Annotated in this window: 12 protein-coding genes, 2 tRNA genes and 1 pseudogene; 9 read left to right on the forward strand and 6 right to left on the reverse strand. The window is 65.8% G+C overall.

Features of this window, described 5'->3' with window-relative positions:
• Positions 1 to 99: 99 nt before the first annotated feature.
• Positions 100 to 624, reverse strand: a complete 525-nt coding sequence (locus PC39_RS04490) for a L,D-transpeptidase family protein (RefSeq protein ID WP_353252170.1) — start codon at positions 622 to 624, stop codon at positions 100 to 102.
• 165 nt (positions 625 to 789) lie between these two features.
• Here PC39_RS04490 and PC39_RS04495 point away from each other — a divergent pair, with 165 nt between their 5' ends.
• A complete protein-coding gene (locus tag PC39_RS04495) occupies positions 790 to 1,797 on the forward strand; it encodes an isocitrate dehydrogenase (protein ID WP_353252171.1) in 1,008 nt (335 codons plus the stop codon).
• 161 nt (positions 1,798 to 1,958) lie between these two features.
• Here the strand turns inward: PC39_RS04495 and prmC are convergent, their stop codons facing one another.
• The 3 genes from prmC to hemA form a co-directional block, all read right to left on the reverse strand.
• A complete protein-coding gene (gene prmC / locus PC39_RS04500) occupies positions 1,959 to 2,810 on the reverse strand; it encodes a peptide chain release factor N(5)-glutamine methyltransferase (RefSeq protein WP_502950845.1) in 852 nt (283 codons plus the stop codon).
• Between the two features lie 55 nt (positions 2,811 to 2,865).
• Positions 2,866 to 3,951, reverse strand: a complete 1,086-nt coding sequence (prfA, locus tag PC39_RS04505) for a peptide chain release factor 1 (protein ID WP_353252172.1) — start codon at positions 3,949 to 3,951, stop codon at positions 2,866 to 2,868.
• 78 nt (positions 3,952 to 4,029) lie between these two features.
• Positions 4,030 to 5,319, reverse strand: coding sequence for a glutamyl-tRNA reductase (gene hemA / locus PC39_RS04510; protein WP_353252173.1), 1,290 nt, complete (start codon positions 5,317 to 5,319; stop codon positions 4,030 to 4,032).
• Between the two features lie 108 nt (positions 5,320 to 5,427).
• Between hemA and PC39_RS04515 the strand changes: the two genes are divergently transcribed.
• From PC39_RS04515 to PC39_RS04550, 8 genes are all read left to right on the forward strand, one after another.
• Positions 5,428 to 7,158, forward strand: coding sequence for a tetratricopeptide repeat protein (locus tag PC39_RS04515; RefSeq protein ID WP_353252174.1), 1,731 nt, complete (start codon positions 5,428 to 5,430; stop codon positions 7,156 to 7,158).
• Positions 7,155 to 7,757, forward strand: a complete 603-nt coding sequence (gene lolB / locus PC39_RS04520; RefSeq protein WP_353252175.1) for a lipoprotein insertase outer membrane protein LolB — start codon at positions 7,155 to 7,157, stop codon at positions 7,755 to 7,757. The genes PC39_RS04515 and lolB overlap by 4 nt, the downstream gene beginning before the upstream one ends.
• Positions 7,758 to 7,858: 101 nt before the next feature.
• Positions 7,859 to 7,933: transfer RNA gene (locus tag PC39_RS04525), tRNA-Gln, on the forward strand.
• A gap of 237 nt (positions 7,934 to 8,170) precedes the next feature.
• Positions 8,171 to 9,124 carry a ribose-phosphate diphosphokinase gene (locus PC39_RS04530; RefSeq protein WP_353252176.1) on the forward strand — a complete coding sequence of 318 codons (954 nt, stop codon included), beginning with the start codon at positions 8,171 to 8,173 and terminating at the stop codon, positions 9,122 to 9,124.
• A gap of 165 nt (positions 9,125 to 9,289) precedes the next feature.
• The gene (locus tag PC39_RS04535) at positions 9,290 to 10,006 is read left to right on the forward strand and encodes a 50S ribosomal protein L25/general stress protein Ctc (protein ID WP_353252177.1); all 717 of its coding nucleotides are present in this window, start codon (positions 9,290 to 9,292) and stop codon (positions 10,004 to 10,006) included.
• 21 nt (positions 10,007 to 10,027) lie between these two features.
• Positions 10,028 to 10,612 carry an aminoacyl-tRNA hydrolase gene (gene pth / locus PC39_RS04540; protein ID WP_353252178.1) on the forward strand — a complete coding sequence of 195 codons (585 nt, stop codon included), beginning with the start codon at positions 10,028 to 10,030 and terminating at the stop codon, positions 10,610 to 10,612.
• A 16-nt stretch (positions 10,613 to 10,628) separates the two neighbouring features.
• Positions 10,629 to 11,720, forward strand: coding sequence for a redox-regulated ATPase YchF (gene ychF, locus PC39_RS04545; RefSeq protein WP_353252179.1), 1,092 nt, complete (start codon positions 10,629 to 10,631; stop codon positions 11,718 to 11,720).
• 148 nt (positions 11,721 to 11,868) lie between these two features.
• Positions 11,869 to 11,944, forward strand: a tRNA-Met gene (locus PC39_RS04550).
• Between the two features lie 657 nt (positions 11,945 to 12,601).
• Here PC39_RS04550 and PC39_RS04555 read toward each other — a convergent pair.
• Complete coding sequence (locus tag PC39_RS04555) at positions 12,602 to 13,336, reverse strand: hypothetical protein (RefSeq protein WP_353252180.1); 735 nt, start codon at positions 13,334 to 13,336, stop codon at positions 12,602 to 12,604.
• A 507-nt stretch (positions 13,337 to 13,843) separates the two neighbouring features.
• Positions 13,844 to 14,911, reverse strand: a pseudogene (locus PC39_RS04560) (IS481 family transposase).
• Positions 14,912 to 15,179: the final 268 nt, after the last annotated feature.

Raw genomic sequence — 15,179 nt, forward strand, 5'->3', positions numbered from 1 at the left:
GGAACGGGATTCGAGGAGGTAAGTCGATCCACCGATTACGCAGATTACACAGACAGATGGTTTTTGAAATCCGCGTAATCCGTGAAATCTGTGGATGCCTTATGGATAGATATGGATGCGCGTGTCCTCCGGCACCAGGCGCCAGAGTTCGTCCATGGCCTTGTTGGAGACCGCGATGCAGCCGTCGGTCCAGTCGCCGACCCGGGGCGTGCCCGCGTACCAAGGCTGGCCGTGGATCATGATCTGGCCGCCGGGATCCACATCGCGCCGCATGGCCGCGGTCATGTCGCGCCGGTTCGGGTACGACACGTGGATCGACTTGTAGAACCGGCTGTCCGGGTTGCGCCAATCCAGCAGGTAGGCGCCTTCGGGCGTGCGGCCGTCGCCCTCGCGGCGCTTGTGGCCGTTCGGCTCGGAGCCGAGCTGGATATCGTAGCGCCGGACCGGCAGGCCGTCGCGGTAGAGATACATTTCCCGGTCGGATTTGAGCACCACCACCAGATCGACCGGGGCTTCCCCGGAAGCGATGGCGGCCGCGGCGGTGAACAGGAGGGCGGACAGGACAGCGACGATCCGTCCCGGCCACCATCGGGCCGCGCCAGCCGGAAAGTATGATTTCCTCATGATTTCATTGGCCTAGACGATGGTCGCAGTCGCCTCAGCGGGGCATTCGCGCTAGGATAATAGCGTATACGACTTTCGTGGTCCCGGCCGCCCGACGCGGTCACGCGTGTGCCGGGACCGGCAACGCCGGGCCGGTGCATGCCGGCCCAATCCCGGAAACCTGTCATGAGCCAACGCGAGATCACAGTCATCCGCGGCGACGGCATCGGCCCGAGCATCGTCGACGCGACCCTGCAAGTCCTGGACGCGGTGGGGGCCGGTCTCGGCTACCGCCAGGTCGACGTGGGCCAGGCGGCCCTGGAGGCGGGCGACGACGTGCTCCCCCAGAAAGCCCTGGACGCGATCGCGGAGACCGGCGTGGTTCTCAAGGGACCGGTCACCACACCCAGCGGCGGCGGCTACAGCTCGGTGAACGTCGCCCTGCGCAAGCGCTTCGACATGTACGCCAACGTGCGGCCGGTGCTGTCCTTCGAGGGGACGGTCAGCCGTTACGACAACGTCGACATCGTGGTCGTGCGCGAGAATACCGAGGGCATGTATTCCGGCGAGGGCCAGACCCTCAGCGAGGACCGCTCGCGCGCCGAGGCCCTGTCCGTGATCACCCGCCGGGAATGCGAGCGGATCGTGCGCTTCGCGTTCGAGTTCGCGCGCAACCAGGGGCACCGCAAGGTGACCATCACCCACAAGGCGAACATCCTCAAGACCACTTCGGGCATGTTCCTGGAGGTGGGCCGCAAGCTGGCCGAGGAATACCCCGACCTGGAACACGAGGAACTGATCGTCGACGCCTGCGCCATGCGCCTGGTGATGGACCCGGGCCGTTTCGACGTGATCGTGACCACCAACCTGTTCGGCGACATCATCTCCGACCTGTGCGCGGGCCTGGTGGGCGGTCTCGGGCTGGCGCCGGGCGCCAACATCGGCGACGACTACGCCATGTTCGAGGCGGTGCACGGCAGCGCCCCCGATATCGCCGGCAAGAACATTGCCAATCCCACCGCTCTGATCCTGGCGGCCGCCCTGATGCTCGACCACCTGGGCAAGACCGAGGCCGCGGCGCGCATACGCAACGCCATCCGGGGCGTGATCGCCGACCACGACCGGGTCACGCCCGACCTGGGCGGGGACGGCACCACGACCGGGTATACGCAGGCGTTAATCGAGCGACTGTAGAGGAAGAATGGAACCACAGAGGCACAGGGGCACAGGGGCACAGGGGCACAGAGAGAAAGACGGTTAAAAACCACGGTAAAAACCACGCGGGGTACAAGAAACTGCCTTGTGTTCTTCGGGTTGATAACTTCTTGAGCTCTGTGCCTCTGTGACCCTGTGGTTCATGAAGAACAACCGACCGTGACGCGGGGATGGCCGGCGAGGTCGGAGTGGGTCTCGATGTCCCGGAAGCCGGCTTGGTGCAGCAATGCCCGTACCGCCGGACCCTGGTCGGCGCCGTGTTCGAGCATCAGGTATCCCCCGTTATCGAGATGGGCCGGGGTGTCGGCAACGATCCGGCGCAGGGCGTCCAGGCCGTCGGGGCCGGCGACCAGGGCCGACTGCGGTTCGTGCCCCAGGGCCACGAGGTGCGGGTCGCCGGCCGCGACATAGGGCGGATTGGAGACGATCAGGCGGTATTTTCCGTCGGCTTCCAGGGCGGTCAGCCACTCGCCCCGGCGGCATTCGACGTTCGTCAGGCCCAGTCGACGGGCGTTGCCGCGCGCGACGTCCAGGGCGTCGTCGCTGGCGTCGGTGGCGATCACTGTCATGCCCGGGCGTTCGCTCGCCAGCGCCAGGGCCAAGGCGCCGCTGCCCGTGCCCAGGTCGGCGATCCGGCCGTCCGCCCCGGGGGGCAGCACGGCCAGTGCCCGTTCCACCAGCAGCTCGGTCTCCGGGCGCGGCACCAGCACCGCCGCCGACACCGTCAGGTCCAACGACCAGAAACCCTTGCTCCCCGTGAGATAGGCCACCGGCTCGCCCGCCCGCCGGCGTTCGACCAGGGCCCGGAACCGCGCGTCGTCGTCCGCCGTCAGGGGGTCGTCGGCGTGCGCGATCAGATAGCTGCGCGGCCGTGTCAGGACATGCGTCAGCAACAGCCCGGCATCCAGATCGGGACTGTCGCTGACGGCCGCGATCCGGGCCGCGGCATCGTGCAATGCCGACCGGATCGTCGTGGCTCGTTTGTGGTTCAACTGGAAACTCGAAATCGGAGACTGGCGACCGCGGCGCGGCCGGCGGGCGCGCCGCTCAGGCCGCCCCCATCGCCGCCAGTGCCTCGGCCTGGTGCTCGCTGACCAGGGCGTCGACCACTTCGTCCAGGTTGCCGGCGAGGATGTCGTCGAGCTTGTACAGCGTGAGATTGATGCGGTGGTCGGTGACTCGGCCCTGCGGGAAATTGTAGGTCCGGATGCGTTCCGAGCGGTCGCCGCTGCCCACGAGCTGCTTGCGGGTCGCGGCCTGTTCGCTGGCCTGGCGGCTGCGCTCGATGTCCAGCATCTTGGTGCGCAGCAGGCTCATGGCGCGCTCGCGGTTCTTGTGCTGGGACCGTTCCTGCTGGCATTCGACCACGATGCCGGTCGGCAGGTGGGTGAGCCGGACCGCGGAGTCGGTCTTGTTGACGTGCTGGCCGCCGGCGCCGGCCGCCCGGTAGGTGTCCACCCGCAGGTCGGACGGATTGATGGCGACCTCCTCGACCTCGGCGGCCTCCGGTAGCACGGCCACCGTGCAGGCGGAGGTGTGGATGCGTCCCTGGGACTCGGTCTCCGGCACCCGCTGCACCCGGTGCGCGCCCGACTCGAACTTGAGGCGGGAGTAGGCGCCGCTGCCGATGACGCGGCTGATGATCTCCTTGTAACCGCCATGCTCGCCGGGGCTCTCCGACAGGGTCTCGACCCGCCAGCCCTGTTTCTCGGCGTATTGCACGTACATCCGGAACAGGTCGCCCGCGAACAGCGCGGCCTCGTCGCCGCCGGTGCCGGCGCGGATCTCGAGGAACAGATTGGCGTCGTCGTTGGGATCGCGCGGGACCAGATGCCGCCGCAGCTCCGCCTCCAGCGCCTCGCGCCGTTCCCGGCAGGCGGCCAGCTCCTCGTCGGCCATCTCGCGCAGCTCGGCCTCGTCCGCCTGTGTCATGTCCTCGAGATTGGCGATCTCCGCCTCCAGCTCGCGGTAGGCCCGGTAATCCCGCGCCAGCTCCTCGAGCTGGGCGTACTCCTGCGACAGACGCCGGAAACGGGGCTGGTCCGCGATCACGTCCGGATCGGCCAGGGTGTGCGCCAGATCCTCGTGGCGTTCCACGAGCTCGGCCAGCTTGTTCTGGAGGCTTTCCTTCATCGTGTTCCCATTATCGCAGCTCGCGGGCGGGCTCCGGCCCCCGCGGCGGGTCCGGATACCGGCCGGGCGCCGCGGTGTCTAACCGTCGTCGGGGTCGTCGCCGGATGCCTCGGCATCCGGGTCCAGATCGTAGAGCCGGCGCACGGCGGCCAGCAGTGCCTGCTGCTCCTCGCCGCGCGCCCGCCGCAGCGCGGCGCTGGGGCTGTGCATCAGCTTGTTGGTCAGGGTGCGGGCCAGGAATTCCAGGGTCTCGTCGGGATCCTTGCCCTTGGCGAGCATCCGGCGGGCCTTGGCCAGGACTTCCTCGCGGCGGTCGTGGGCGTCGCGGCGCAGGGCGCGGATGGTGGCCGCCGAACGGCGCGAGTCCAGCCACGCGTAGAACTCGTCGATACGGGCGTCGATCATGCCGTCGGCCACCAGCGCCGCCTGGTGGCGCGAGCGCAGGTTCTCGCGGATCACGCCCTGCAGGTCGTCGACCGTATACAGGTACACGTCCTCCAGTTCGCCCACCGCGGGCTCGACGTCGCGCGGCACGGCCAGGTCGAGCATGAACACCGGCTTGCGCCGGCGCTGCCGCAGGGCCGCGCGCACGTCGTCCAGCGGCACCAGGTAGGTCGGGGCAGCGGTCGAGGCCACGACCATGTCGGCATCGGCCAAGTGCGCGCCGATGTCCTCCAGCGGTATCGCGTAGCCGCGGAACTTGCCGGCCAGGGCCTGTGCCCGCTCGATGCTGCGGTTGGCGAAGATCAGCCGTTGCAGGCCGGCCTCGGCCAAGTGCCGCGCGGTCAGCTCGATGGTGTCGCCGGCGCCGATCAGCATCGCCGTGGTCTCGGCGAAATCGGAGAAGATCTGGCGCGCCAGGCTGACCCCGGCATAGGCCACGGATACCGGGTTGGCGCCGATCTCGGTCTCGCTGCGCACGCTCTTGGCGACCGCGAAGCTGTGCTCGAACAGCCGGGTCAGCAAGGGACCGGCACTGCGGGCCGCGCGCGCCTGGCGGTAGGCGTCCTTCATCTGGCCCAGAATCTGGGACTCGCCGAGGATCATGGAATCCAGGCCCGCGGCCACCCGCAGCGTGTGCCGGATGCTGTCGCGGTCGCGATAGACATAAAAGTGCGGGGCCAGGCCGCGGGCGTCGAGACCGCGCTGGTCGCAAAGCCAGTGACGGAGGGCGTCGTCGTCGGCGTCGCGGGAGACCGTGTACAGCTCGGTGCGGTTGCAGGTCGACAGGATGGCGCCCTCGGCGACCTGCGGCAGACGCACGAGGCCGGCCAGCGCCTCCCGGCACTGGGCCGGGGGAAAGGCCACCGTCTCGCGCACCGCGAGCGGGGCGGTGTTGTGGTTGAGGCCGACGGTCAGCAACGTCATGGCGGTATTTTACCGCGCAAGCGGGGGGTGCTGCGCGCCCGCGTGCCGTGGCGGGGGGGTTCGCAATCGCGTTATAGTCGCCGACCCGGTTTCAACGACGTAGCCACCTTGCCCCAGTCACCCATCCGGGGTATCCGCCTGCCGGCCTGCGCCTGCCTGATCGCGCTCGCCGGATGCGCGGGTCAACCCGCCAAGACCGTGCCGGTGGACGAGCCGCCGGAGAGGCCGGAGGCCGTCGTCCCGCTGCCGCCCGATCCCCAGGTCGACCTCGAGTACTACATCCTCGCCGGCGAGACCGCCCTGCAGCGCGGTTACGCGGCGCAGGCGGCGCAGGCCTATGTCGCGGCGCTGGATTACAGCGACGACCCGGAGTTGGCCCAGCGCGCGACCCGGATCGCGCTGTTCGCCGGTGATCCCGATCTCGCCTTCCGGGCGGCGCTGGCCTGGAGCGAGGTCGAGCCGGACAGCGCCGACGCGCACCAGACCGCCGCCCGCCTGGCGCTGCGCGCGGGCGCGCCGCGCCAACTCGAGACCCATGCCGCGGCGGTGGTCGATCTGCACCCGGAGGGCCCGGCCGCCGGGTTCCGCGAGTTGGCGGACGTGCTCAGCGGCGAACCGGGCGCGGGCGACGTCGCGCTGAACGCCGTCGATGAGCTGGTCTCCGGATATCCCGATCTTCCCGAAGCGCACTACGCGCTCGGTCTGCTGGCGCTGCGCTACAACCGACTGGGCGCGGCGGACGCCGCGGCCGGCCGCGCGCTGGCGTTGCGTCCGGACTGGGCCGAGGCGGTGATGCTTAAGGCCGACGTCCTGGTGCGTCAGGGCCGGATCGCCGCCGCCGACGAGTTGGTCGCCGGTCTGACCGGCAGCCGCTCGGAACGTGCCGAGCATCACATCGAATATGCCCGCCTGTTGCTCGATGCCGGTCGGCCCGATGCCGCCGCGGACGGATTCGAACGCGCCCTGTCGCTGGACCCCGACAATGCCGATGCCCGCTACGGGCTCGGTCTGCTGGCCCTGAGCCTGGATCAGGCCGAGCGGGCCGAGAAGGCCTTCGCGGCCCTGTACCGCAGCGGCCGGCGGCGCGATGACGCGGCCTTCTACCTCGGCGCCGTGGCCGAAAGCCGCGGTGATTACGCCGAGGCCCGGCAGTGGTATGGCCGGGTCGGCGAGGGTGCCCACCTGTTCGAGGCCCAGGTGCGGGCCGCCGCCACGTACTATGAGCAGGGCGACCTGGCGCGCGCCCGGAGCGAGCTGCAATCCCTGCGCGAGCGGCGCGGGGACATGGCCGAACGTCTCTACATCGCCGAGGGCGAGCTGCTGTACAAGGCACAGCGTTACCGCGAGGCCCTGGCACTCTACGAAGAGGCCTTGTCACGGTACCCGGGCGATGCGGACCTGCTCTACGCCCGCTCGCTGGTCTGGGAACGGCTCGGTGACATCGACCGCGCCGAGGCCGATCTGCGCGCGGTGTTGTCCCAGGAACCGGGCGATCCGCGTGCCCTCAACGCCCTGGGATACATGCTGAGCAATCACTCCCGGCGCTACGAGGAAGCACGCCGCTACATCGAGCAGGCCCTGGAGGCCGATCCCGACAATCCGGTGATCATCGACAGCATGGGCTGGATCCACTACCGGCTCGGGAACCTGGATAAGGCGCTGGATTACCTGGAGCGTGCCTACGCCCGGCTGCCCGACCCGGAGGTCGCCGCCCATCTCGGCGAGGTTCTGTGGAAGCTGGGGCGCAAGGAGGAGGCGCGGCGCGTCTGGTCCGACGCCGAGGCCGAGGATCCGGACCACCCGGTGCTGCGCGAGACCCTGGAGCGCCTGGCCCCATGAGAAGCCTGGCGGCCGTCGCCGCCCTGTTGGTGCTCGGGGGCTGCGCCATCATGCGGGCGCCCGAGCCGGGGGCTCCCGGTGTCGCCGATCCCGAAGCCTGGCGCGAGCGGCAACAGGACCTGGCCGGTTTCGACCATTGGTCCCTGCAGGGGCGGGCGGCGACCGGCAAGGTCCTGGGCTGGAGCGGCAACCTGAGCTGGCGGCAGCGCGGCGAGAGCTTCGACGTGCGCCTGTCGGGGCCGCTCGGCGCGGGCGGTTTCCGTGCCCGCGGCGAGCCGGGCCTGGTACGCATCTACACCGAGGACGAGACCTACTACACCAACGATCCCGAGGCCCTGGTGGAGGAGATCGTGGGTTGGCGTTTCCCGCTCACCGGCCTGCGCTATTGGGCGATCGGCCTGCCGGCGCCGGGCATGCCGGGGCGGGTCGCCGTGGACGGCGACGGTTTGCTCACCGATCTCTGGCAGGCCGGCTGGCGGCTGGCCTACACCGACTACCGGGAAGCCGGCGGTCTGACCCTGCCTCGCCGCATCGTCCTCGATAACGGCGACAACACCATCAAGCTGGTGATCGATCGCTGGTTCGACCTTGAACGCTAGGTTGCAGGTTACAGGGGACAGGTTACAGGTGAAGAAGGCGTATCCTTCCTTTATACTCCGTGGCCCTCTGTTCCCTGTAATCTGTAACTTGCAACCTGATTTGGGGCGTAGCCAAGTGGTAAGGCAACGGGTTTTGATCCCGTGAATCGCAGGTTCGAATCCTGCCGCCCCAGCCAACAATTCTTCTTGGCGAGCGAAGCGAGCCTATGAAGAACGTTGCCCCGGCCCCCGGTCCGGGGACACGGGACGTGAGCCGGTTTCCGGACTGACGGGCGGACTCGTGCAACGCGTTCGCGTCGATTTCATCCCGGAGTCGGGACCGGGACGCCCCCGGGCAAACGAGGCGCGGTGATCGCCGGGGAACGCTTCCCGAACGCGGCGGCCCGGCGCGACAAACCACAGATCGAGGCACGATGGCGGATTCCAGATTGATGGTCTTCACGGGCAACGCCAATCCGGCGTTGGCCCGCGATGTGGCCGGCTACCTCAAGCTGCCGATCGGCAAGGCGAGCGTGGGCCGTTTCTCCGACGGCGAGGTGATGGTCGAGATCGAGGAGAACGTGCGCGGACGCGACGTCTTCGTGGTGCAGTCGACCTGCGGCCCCACCAACGACAATGTGATGGAGTTGTTGATGATGATCGACGCGCTCCATCGTGCCTCGGCCGGTCGCATCACGGCGGTGATCCCGTACTTCGGCTATGCCCGCCAGGACCGGCGGCCGCGTTCCGCGCGGGTGCCGATCTCGGCCAAGGTGGTGGCGAGCATGCTCGGGGCGGTGGGCACCGATCGCGCCCTGACCGTGGACCTGCATGCCGACCAGATCCAGGGTTTCTTCGACATGCCGGTCGACAACGTCTACGCCTCGCCGATCCTGCTCGGCGACCTCTGGCGCCAGAAGACCGACAACCTGATCGTGGTCTCGCCCGACGTGGGCGGCGTGGTGCGCGCGCGGGCTCTGGCCAAGCGCCTGGACGACGCGGATCTCGCGATCATCGACAAGCGCCGGCCGCGGGCCAACGAGTCCAAGGTGATGAACATCATCGGCGATGTCTCCGGCAAGGACTGCGTGATCGTGGACGACCTGGTGGATACCGCCGGCACCCTCTGCCAGGCCGCCGAGGCGCTCAAGAGCGAGGGCGCCGAGAGCGTGCGCGCCTATATCACACACCCGGTGCTCTCCGGTAACGCGGTCGAAAAGGTGGGCAACTCGGTGCTGGACGAGCTGGTGGTGACCGATACCATCCCGCTGTCCGAGGCCGCCGCCGCCTGCCCCAAGATCCGCCAGTTGCATATCGCCGCGCTGCTGGCCGAGACCATCCGCCGCGTGAGCAACGAGGAGTCGGTCAGCACGCTGTACGTGGATTGACCGCGCGGGCGGCGCCGCGTGCGCCGCCCCTGCCATATCCGGCCGCGTGCCGTTATAATGCGCGGTCTTTTTTGGAGGGCCTTCGGCCCTGGCCCCGTCACAACTGGATCGATTCCGCCGGCGCCGGCACGCGCGAAAGTCGCCGGCCGGCGATGGGAGTAAGCTATGAAACCGTTCGAGCTCAACGTCGAGAAGCGCACCGCGCAAGGCCGTGCCGCCAACCGCCGCCTGCGCCGCGAGGGCAAGGTGCCGGCCGTCCTGTATGGCGGTAACGACGAGCCGCTGATGCTGTCCGTGGATCACGACGACCTGGATCACCACCTCGACAACGAGGCCTTCTACTCACACGTGATCAAGATCAACGTCGCCGGCGGCAAGGCCGAGGAGGCCGTGCTGCGCGACCTGCAGCGCCATCCGAGCAAGCCCTTCATCCAGCACATGGACCTGCTGCGCGTGGTGGCCGGCGAGGCCCTGCGCATGCACGTGCCGCTGCACTTCATCGGTGAGGACGATTGCCCCGGCGTGAAGGAAGAGGGCGGCATCATCCAGCACAGCATGAACGATGTCGAAGTCGAGTGCCTGCCGCGCAACCTGCCCGAGTACATCGAGGTGGATTGCTCGGCCCTCAACGTCAACGACGCCGTGCACCTGTCCGAGCTGACCCTGCCCGAGGGCGTCGAGCTGGTCGACCTGATGCACGACACCGACCGTACCGTCGTGTCCGTGCAACTGCCGCGCGCCGCCATCGAGCTCGAGGAAGAGGAGGCCGCGGAGGCCGAGGCCGCCGCCGAGGAGGCCGAAGCCGAGGCCGACTCCGAAGCCGCGTCCGAAGAGACCGAGGACAGCGAGGGCGAGTCCGGCGAGGACGAAGAGGACAAGTAGGCGCCGGTCGCCGCTGTCCGCGTGTCCGCTCCGATCCGGGCGCTGGTCGGCCTGGGCAATCCCGGCCCGAAATACGCCGACCAGCGCCACAACGTGGGCTTTTGGCTGGTCGACGGGCTGGCCCGGGCCGCCGGCGAGCCCTTCCGCGAGCAGCGGCGCTTCAAGTCCGAGTTGGCCCAGATCGAGTTCGGCGGCGAGCCCCTCTGGCTGCTCAAGCCGGGCACCTTCATGAACCGCAGCGGCGACGCCGTGCAGCCGTTCGCCGCCTTCTACAAACTGGCGCCGTCCGAGTTGCTGGTGGTTCACGACGATCTCGACCTGCCGCCGGGCACCATCCGCCTCAAGCGTGGCGGCGGTCATGGCGGGCACAACGGTCTGCGCGACATCACCCGGGCGATCGGCCCGGATTTCGCCCGCCTGCGCATCGGCATCGGCCATCCCGGCGACAAGAGCCGGGTATTGGGATATGTGTTGGCCGCGCCCACGCGCGAGGAGGCGGGCGAACTCGCCGACGGTCTGGCACGGGCGGTCGCCGGTCTCGAGTTGATGATGCGCGAAGGTTGGGACAAAGCCACGCAGTACCTGCACACCAGAGGCGATACATGACACGGGATCTCCAGGAATGACGCTGCGCGCCGGTATCGTCGGTCTGCCCAACGTGGGCAAGTCGACCCTGTTCAACGCCCTGACCGCGGCCGAGATTCCGGCCGAGAACTACCCGTTCTGCACCATCGATCCCAACGTCGGCGTGGTGCCGGTGCCCGACCCGCGCCTCGACACCCTCGCGGAGATCGTCGCACCGCAGAAAGTGGTGCCCGCCACGGTGGAATTCGTGGATATCGCGGGCTTGGTCGCCGGTGCCGCCGCGGGCGAGGGCCTGGGCAACAAGTTCCTGGCGCACATCCGCGAGACGGACGCCGTGGTGCATGTGGTGCGTTGTTTCGACGACCCCGATGTCACGCACGTCGCCGGCGGCGTCGATCCGGTTCGCGATATCGAGACCATCGACACCGAGCTCGCGCTGGCCGACCTGGAGACGGTGTCGCGGGCGCGCGACAAGGCGGTCAAGGCCGCCAAGGCCGGGGGCAAGGAAGCCAAGGCGCAGCTCGACCTGCTGGAGCGTGTTTACACGCACCTGGACGGCGGCCGGCCGGTGCGTGCCCTCGCCCTGGAGGAGGCCGACCGGGTGCGGCTGCGCGAGCTGCACCTGATCACCGCCAAGCCGGTGCTGTTCGTGGCCAACGTCGACGAAGGCGGCTTCGAGGACAATCCGCTACTCGAACGCGTGCGGGGGCACGCCGCCGACCAGGGCGCCGAGGTGGTCGCCGTCTGTGCCGCCCTGGAAGGCGAGATGGCCCAGCTCGACGAGGCCGACAAGGCCGAGTTCCTGGCCGACCTGGGCCTGGAGGAGCCGGGTCTGAACCGCGTGATCCGCGCCGCCTACCGGTTGCTCGGCCTGCAGACCTATTTCACCGCCGGTCCCAAGGAGGTCCGCGCCTGGACCGTGCGCGCCGGCGCCAGCGCCCCGCAGGCGGCCGGCGTGATCCACACGGACTTCGAGCGCGGCTTCATCCGGGCCGAGGTGATCGGCTACGACGATTACATCGCGCACCGCGGCGAGCAGGGGGCCAAGGAGGCCGGCCGCCTGCGGCTCGAGGGCAAGGACTACATCGTCGCCGAGGGCGACGTGATCCATTTCCGGTTCAACGTATAGAAGAAATTAAAAGCTACTCCCTCTCCCCTTTGGGGAGAGGGCCGGGGTGAGGGGTCCTGGTCGAGTCGGCCTCTATGCCTGGAAGGCAGCACCAAGACTCGACGAGACTAGTTTATTTTGCGTAAAATCCGCGCTCGCATTCCTGCCTGGCTACGTAGCTCAGTGGTTAGAGCACGGCATTCATAATGCCGGTGTCGGTGGTTCAAATCCACCCGTAGCCACCATATTTTCCCCTGTCGATTCAGCCGATTGTGGTGCTCTAAGGCGAACCGACACCGTATCTTTAATGCCGGTGTCGGAGGTTGCGGGCACCTGTCGGTGCCCGCCCTCCGGGCTCCGCCGCTGCGCGGCTCCGCGTCCCGCGGCTTCGCCGCGTGATCAAATCCACCCGTAGCCACTATCCTCCTCCACGAGGCCGTTAGCTTCAGTCCATAAATAGCCTTTAAATGAGGGTATAACGGAGCGCTATAGCGCTTAGAGCCTTACTCAGGCTATGGGGCCAACACGCTAGGCGTGAGCGGCTACAGCATCGATGAAATGGCCGAGCACTACGACTGGCGGCAAAGGGAGGTACAGGCTAAGCGCGATGCAGCCATCAGGGCACGCGAACGCGCCGAGAGTAAGCGAGGGGATTCGGTATAGGCCCCACAAATGAAGTCATAGAGCAGACTGCCCGGTGCCATCACGTAGTCTAGAACATGACGCCGGAAGCAATTCGCAGGCAGAGAGTGCCCACGATCAGGACACTAAGCGGAGCACGCGGTCACTCGGTAGCGAGCCAATGGCGCTGGAGTGAGTCTACATGCGGCATGCGCCTAAGTGGCCAGCGGTTATCCGGTTCATTGATGGGTGTGTTGTCGGGTTCGAATAGGAGGTTAATGCTAACTTTGGTCTCTTTCCGGATTATCTCTGCTGGTGACTTCTTCCATTGAAATAATAACGTGCTCTGGATGCCTCTTCTTTAGGGCGTCATGTAGTCTAGGTATCAAGCTTTTGCAGCCCTCAAGGACAGATTCAACTCCGTTAATCATGTGATCCGTTGCCATTTCCATTGTGGTCACTACGCGCTCGCCTAGTATCTCGTTGATATCATCTTCTCTTAGGATATCCCCCTGCGATACGTTCGCTGCTTCTAGTCCGGGCTGGACTTCATTTCTATGAATCCAAGACCGCTCTTGAATTAATTCTAATGTTGTTATTATCTCTGATTCTAACCTAGCAGTTTCGTTAAGGATGTCTGGATCATCGGATTCAAGTAAAAACGCTATGCTTTTTGAGCTCTCAGGCTCAAATCCGCCCAAGCCGCCGACAGTTGGTAATATTTCAAAGGCACGATATTGAGAGTCGCGGTGTGGGTCGATAAATTGAAGATGTATCGCAGCAAATTTGTTGTACGCCTTAATCAAGTTGAATATAGCTTGGTTACCGGCGCTAACCTCATCTGCAGCACGGCGCTCAGCAGCACGTTTTTCACTAAACCGAAACGCGTAATGCGCACCTAAATACGCCGCCAGAAGCGTGGCAATCGCTGTAAATAAATCGGTGAACCAAGTTGGCGGCCTGTCTAAGGCGATGACGTTCCCTAGGAACACACCACTGAAGAAAAAGCCGACCATGATGCCTACCTCAGTATCACCCTTCATACGCCATTAAGTATATCTGTCATATCTATAACCTAAGAATATATATTTCTTGTCTACGGGGCTACCGGTAGTAGAAAAGGTATAGTAAGCGCAGGCCGCTGCAATTATCCGGCGTAGCGATGAGATAAAGCTTATGTCTATCTAAGCGGTTGAAATCTACCTGGGCATTGTTGGACGGATATCCGGCTTCGGTAACGTGAAGATTATCGCTTGCGGTATTAGCAACCTCTTCTCCAAGGGTATTGATGACCCGATACGCGTGGTAAGCACTATCGAAAGCGTTAGCAACCCCCTTGAGTAAATGGTTCTGAGGCGTTCTTAATTGGGTATATTGGGGTATAACTCTATTCCCCTTTTTCTAACGCAGTTTATTCAGTTAGTTAGCATAAAAATATGGTGGTATTTATAGCCACCATATCTTTGCCCTAGTCTGTACAAGTTTCGTATTTTCCCGACACATGGGGTCTCCGATGACTCCGATTATGCTGCCTCTCTGGCGGCGGTTTCCTCCTCTTTCGGTATGATCGGTGGCAGCTTTTTACGATCCAGCGCTTCGCGTAGCGCCTGAGCCGGTGTTCGGCCCTTCAGGCGATAGCCCTGGTGGCTGCGCTTGAGGTTGTAGAACTCGAGGAAGACGTCCAGGTCGCGCTGGATCTCCTCGGCCAAGTCGTACTACTTCTCCCGCCCCTTGATTCGGAAGTGCTCGTCGAGCAGCGTGCGATTCATGCGCTCGACAAAGCCGTTGGTGCGCGGCGAGCGGACCTTGGTGGTGCGGTGCTCGATGTCGTGCAAGGCCAGCAGCAGCTCATAGGGATGTTGCTCCGGGCGGCCACTGAACTCGCGGCCATTGTCGGTGAGTACGGCCTTCACCGGCACGCCCAGGGCCTCATAGAAGGGCAGCACGCGGTCATAGAGCAGATCGGCCGCGGTGATCGGCATCTTCGAGGTGTAGACCTTGGCGAAGGCCAGGGAGCAAAAGGCATCCACCACGACCTGGACGTAGATCTTGCCCACGCCCTTGAGCGTGCCCCAGTAGAAGGTGTCCTGGTTGAGCAGTTCACCCGGCGCGCTGGGTCTCGACGTGGCGCATGCGAAACTCCGGTGAATGACGCTCCAACAAGCGGACCTGGTCGTCGGAGAGCACGACGGTCTGCTCGCGGGCCTCGGCCTCGAGCCGCATCAGACGCTTATAGCGGGTCTCCAGCTCGTGACGCAGCCACACGCCCCGTACGCCGGAGGGGCCGACGTCGACGCCCTGCAGCCGCAGCTCGTTGGCGATGCGCTGGCTGCCGTAGGTGGGCTTTTGCAGCGACAACTCCAGGATCTGGCGCTCGACGTCCTCCGGGACCCGGTTGGGTGCGGATTGCGAGGCCCGCGCCGTTGTTCGACCAGGGCGGCCACACCGCCGACCTTGAAGGCCTTCTGGACCTCATAAAACGTATCGCGGTGATAGCCCATGATCTTGCAGGCCTTGGAGACATTGCCCAGCTCCTCGGCCAATTGCAGCAGCGACAACTTGCGCTTGGTACTCTGTGAAACGGTGGTCATCGGGGATTCTCCTGTCTAGCTCTGCGTGTGGTAACGAAGAGTCTATCGGAGACCCCGGTGGCCACCCCCGCTTAATCCAACTCAGCAGGGGCGGGTGTCGGATAAATACTCAACTAGCTCATTGATGACGAGCGGAGTGGCCTCGGCACCTGGCGCGAACAAATTGCCCGCTGTGTCTGTACGGATTGCGCTCTTTGGTCCATCCGTACTGGCCCGAAGTCTGGGCCGTACCAGCGTGCCGCAATGGACCCGGAACTTCTCTCGTGTC

Source organism: Salinisphaera sp. PC39 (genome assembly GCF_040361335.1).
Classification (GTDB): Bacteria; Pseudomonadota; Gammaproteobacteria; order Nevskiales; family Salinisphaeraceae; genus APNM01.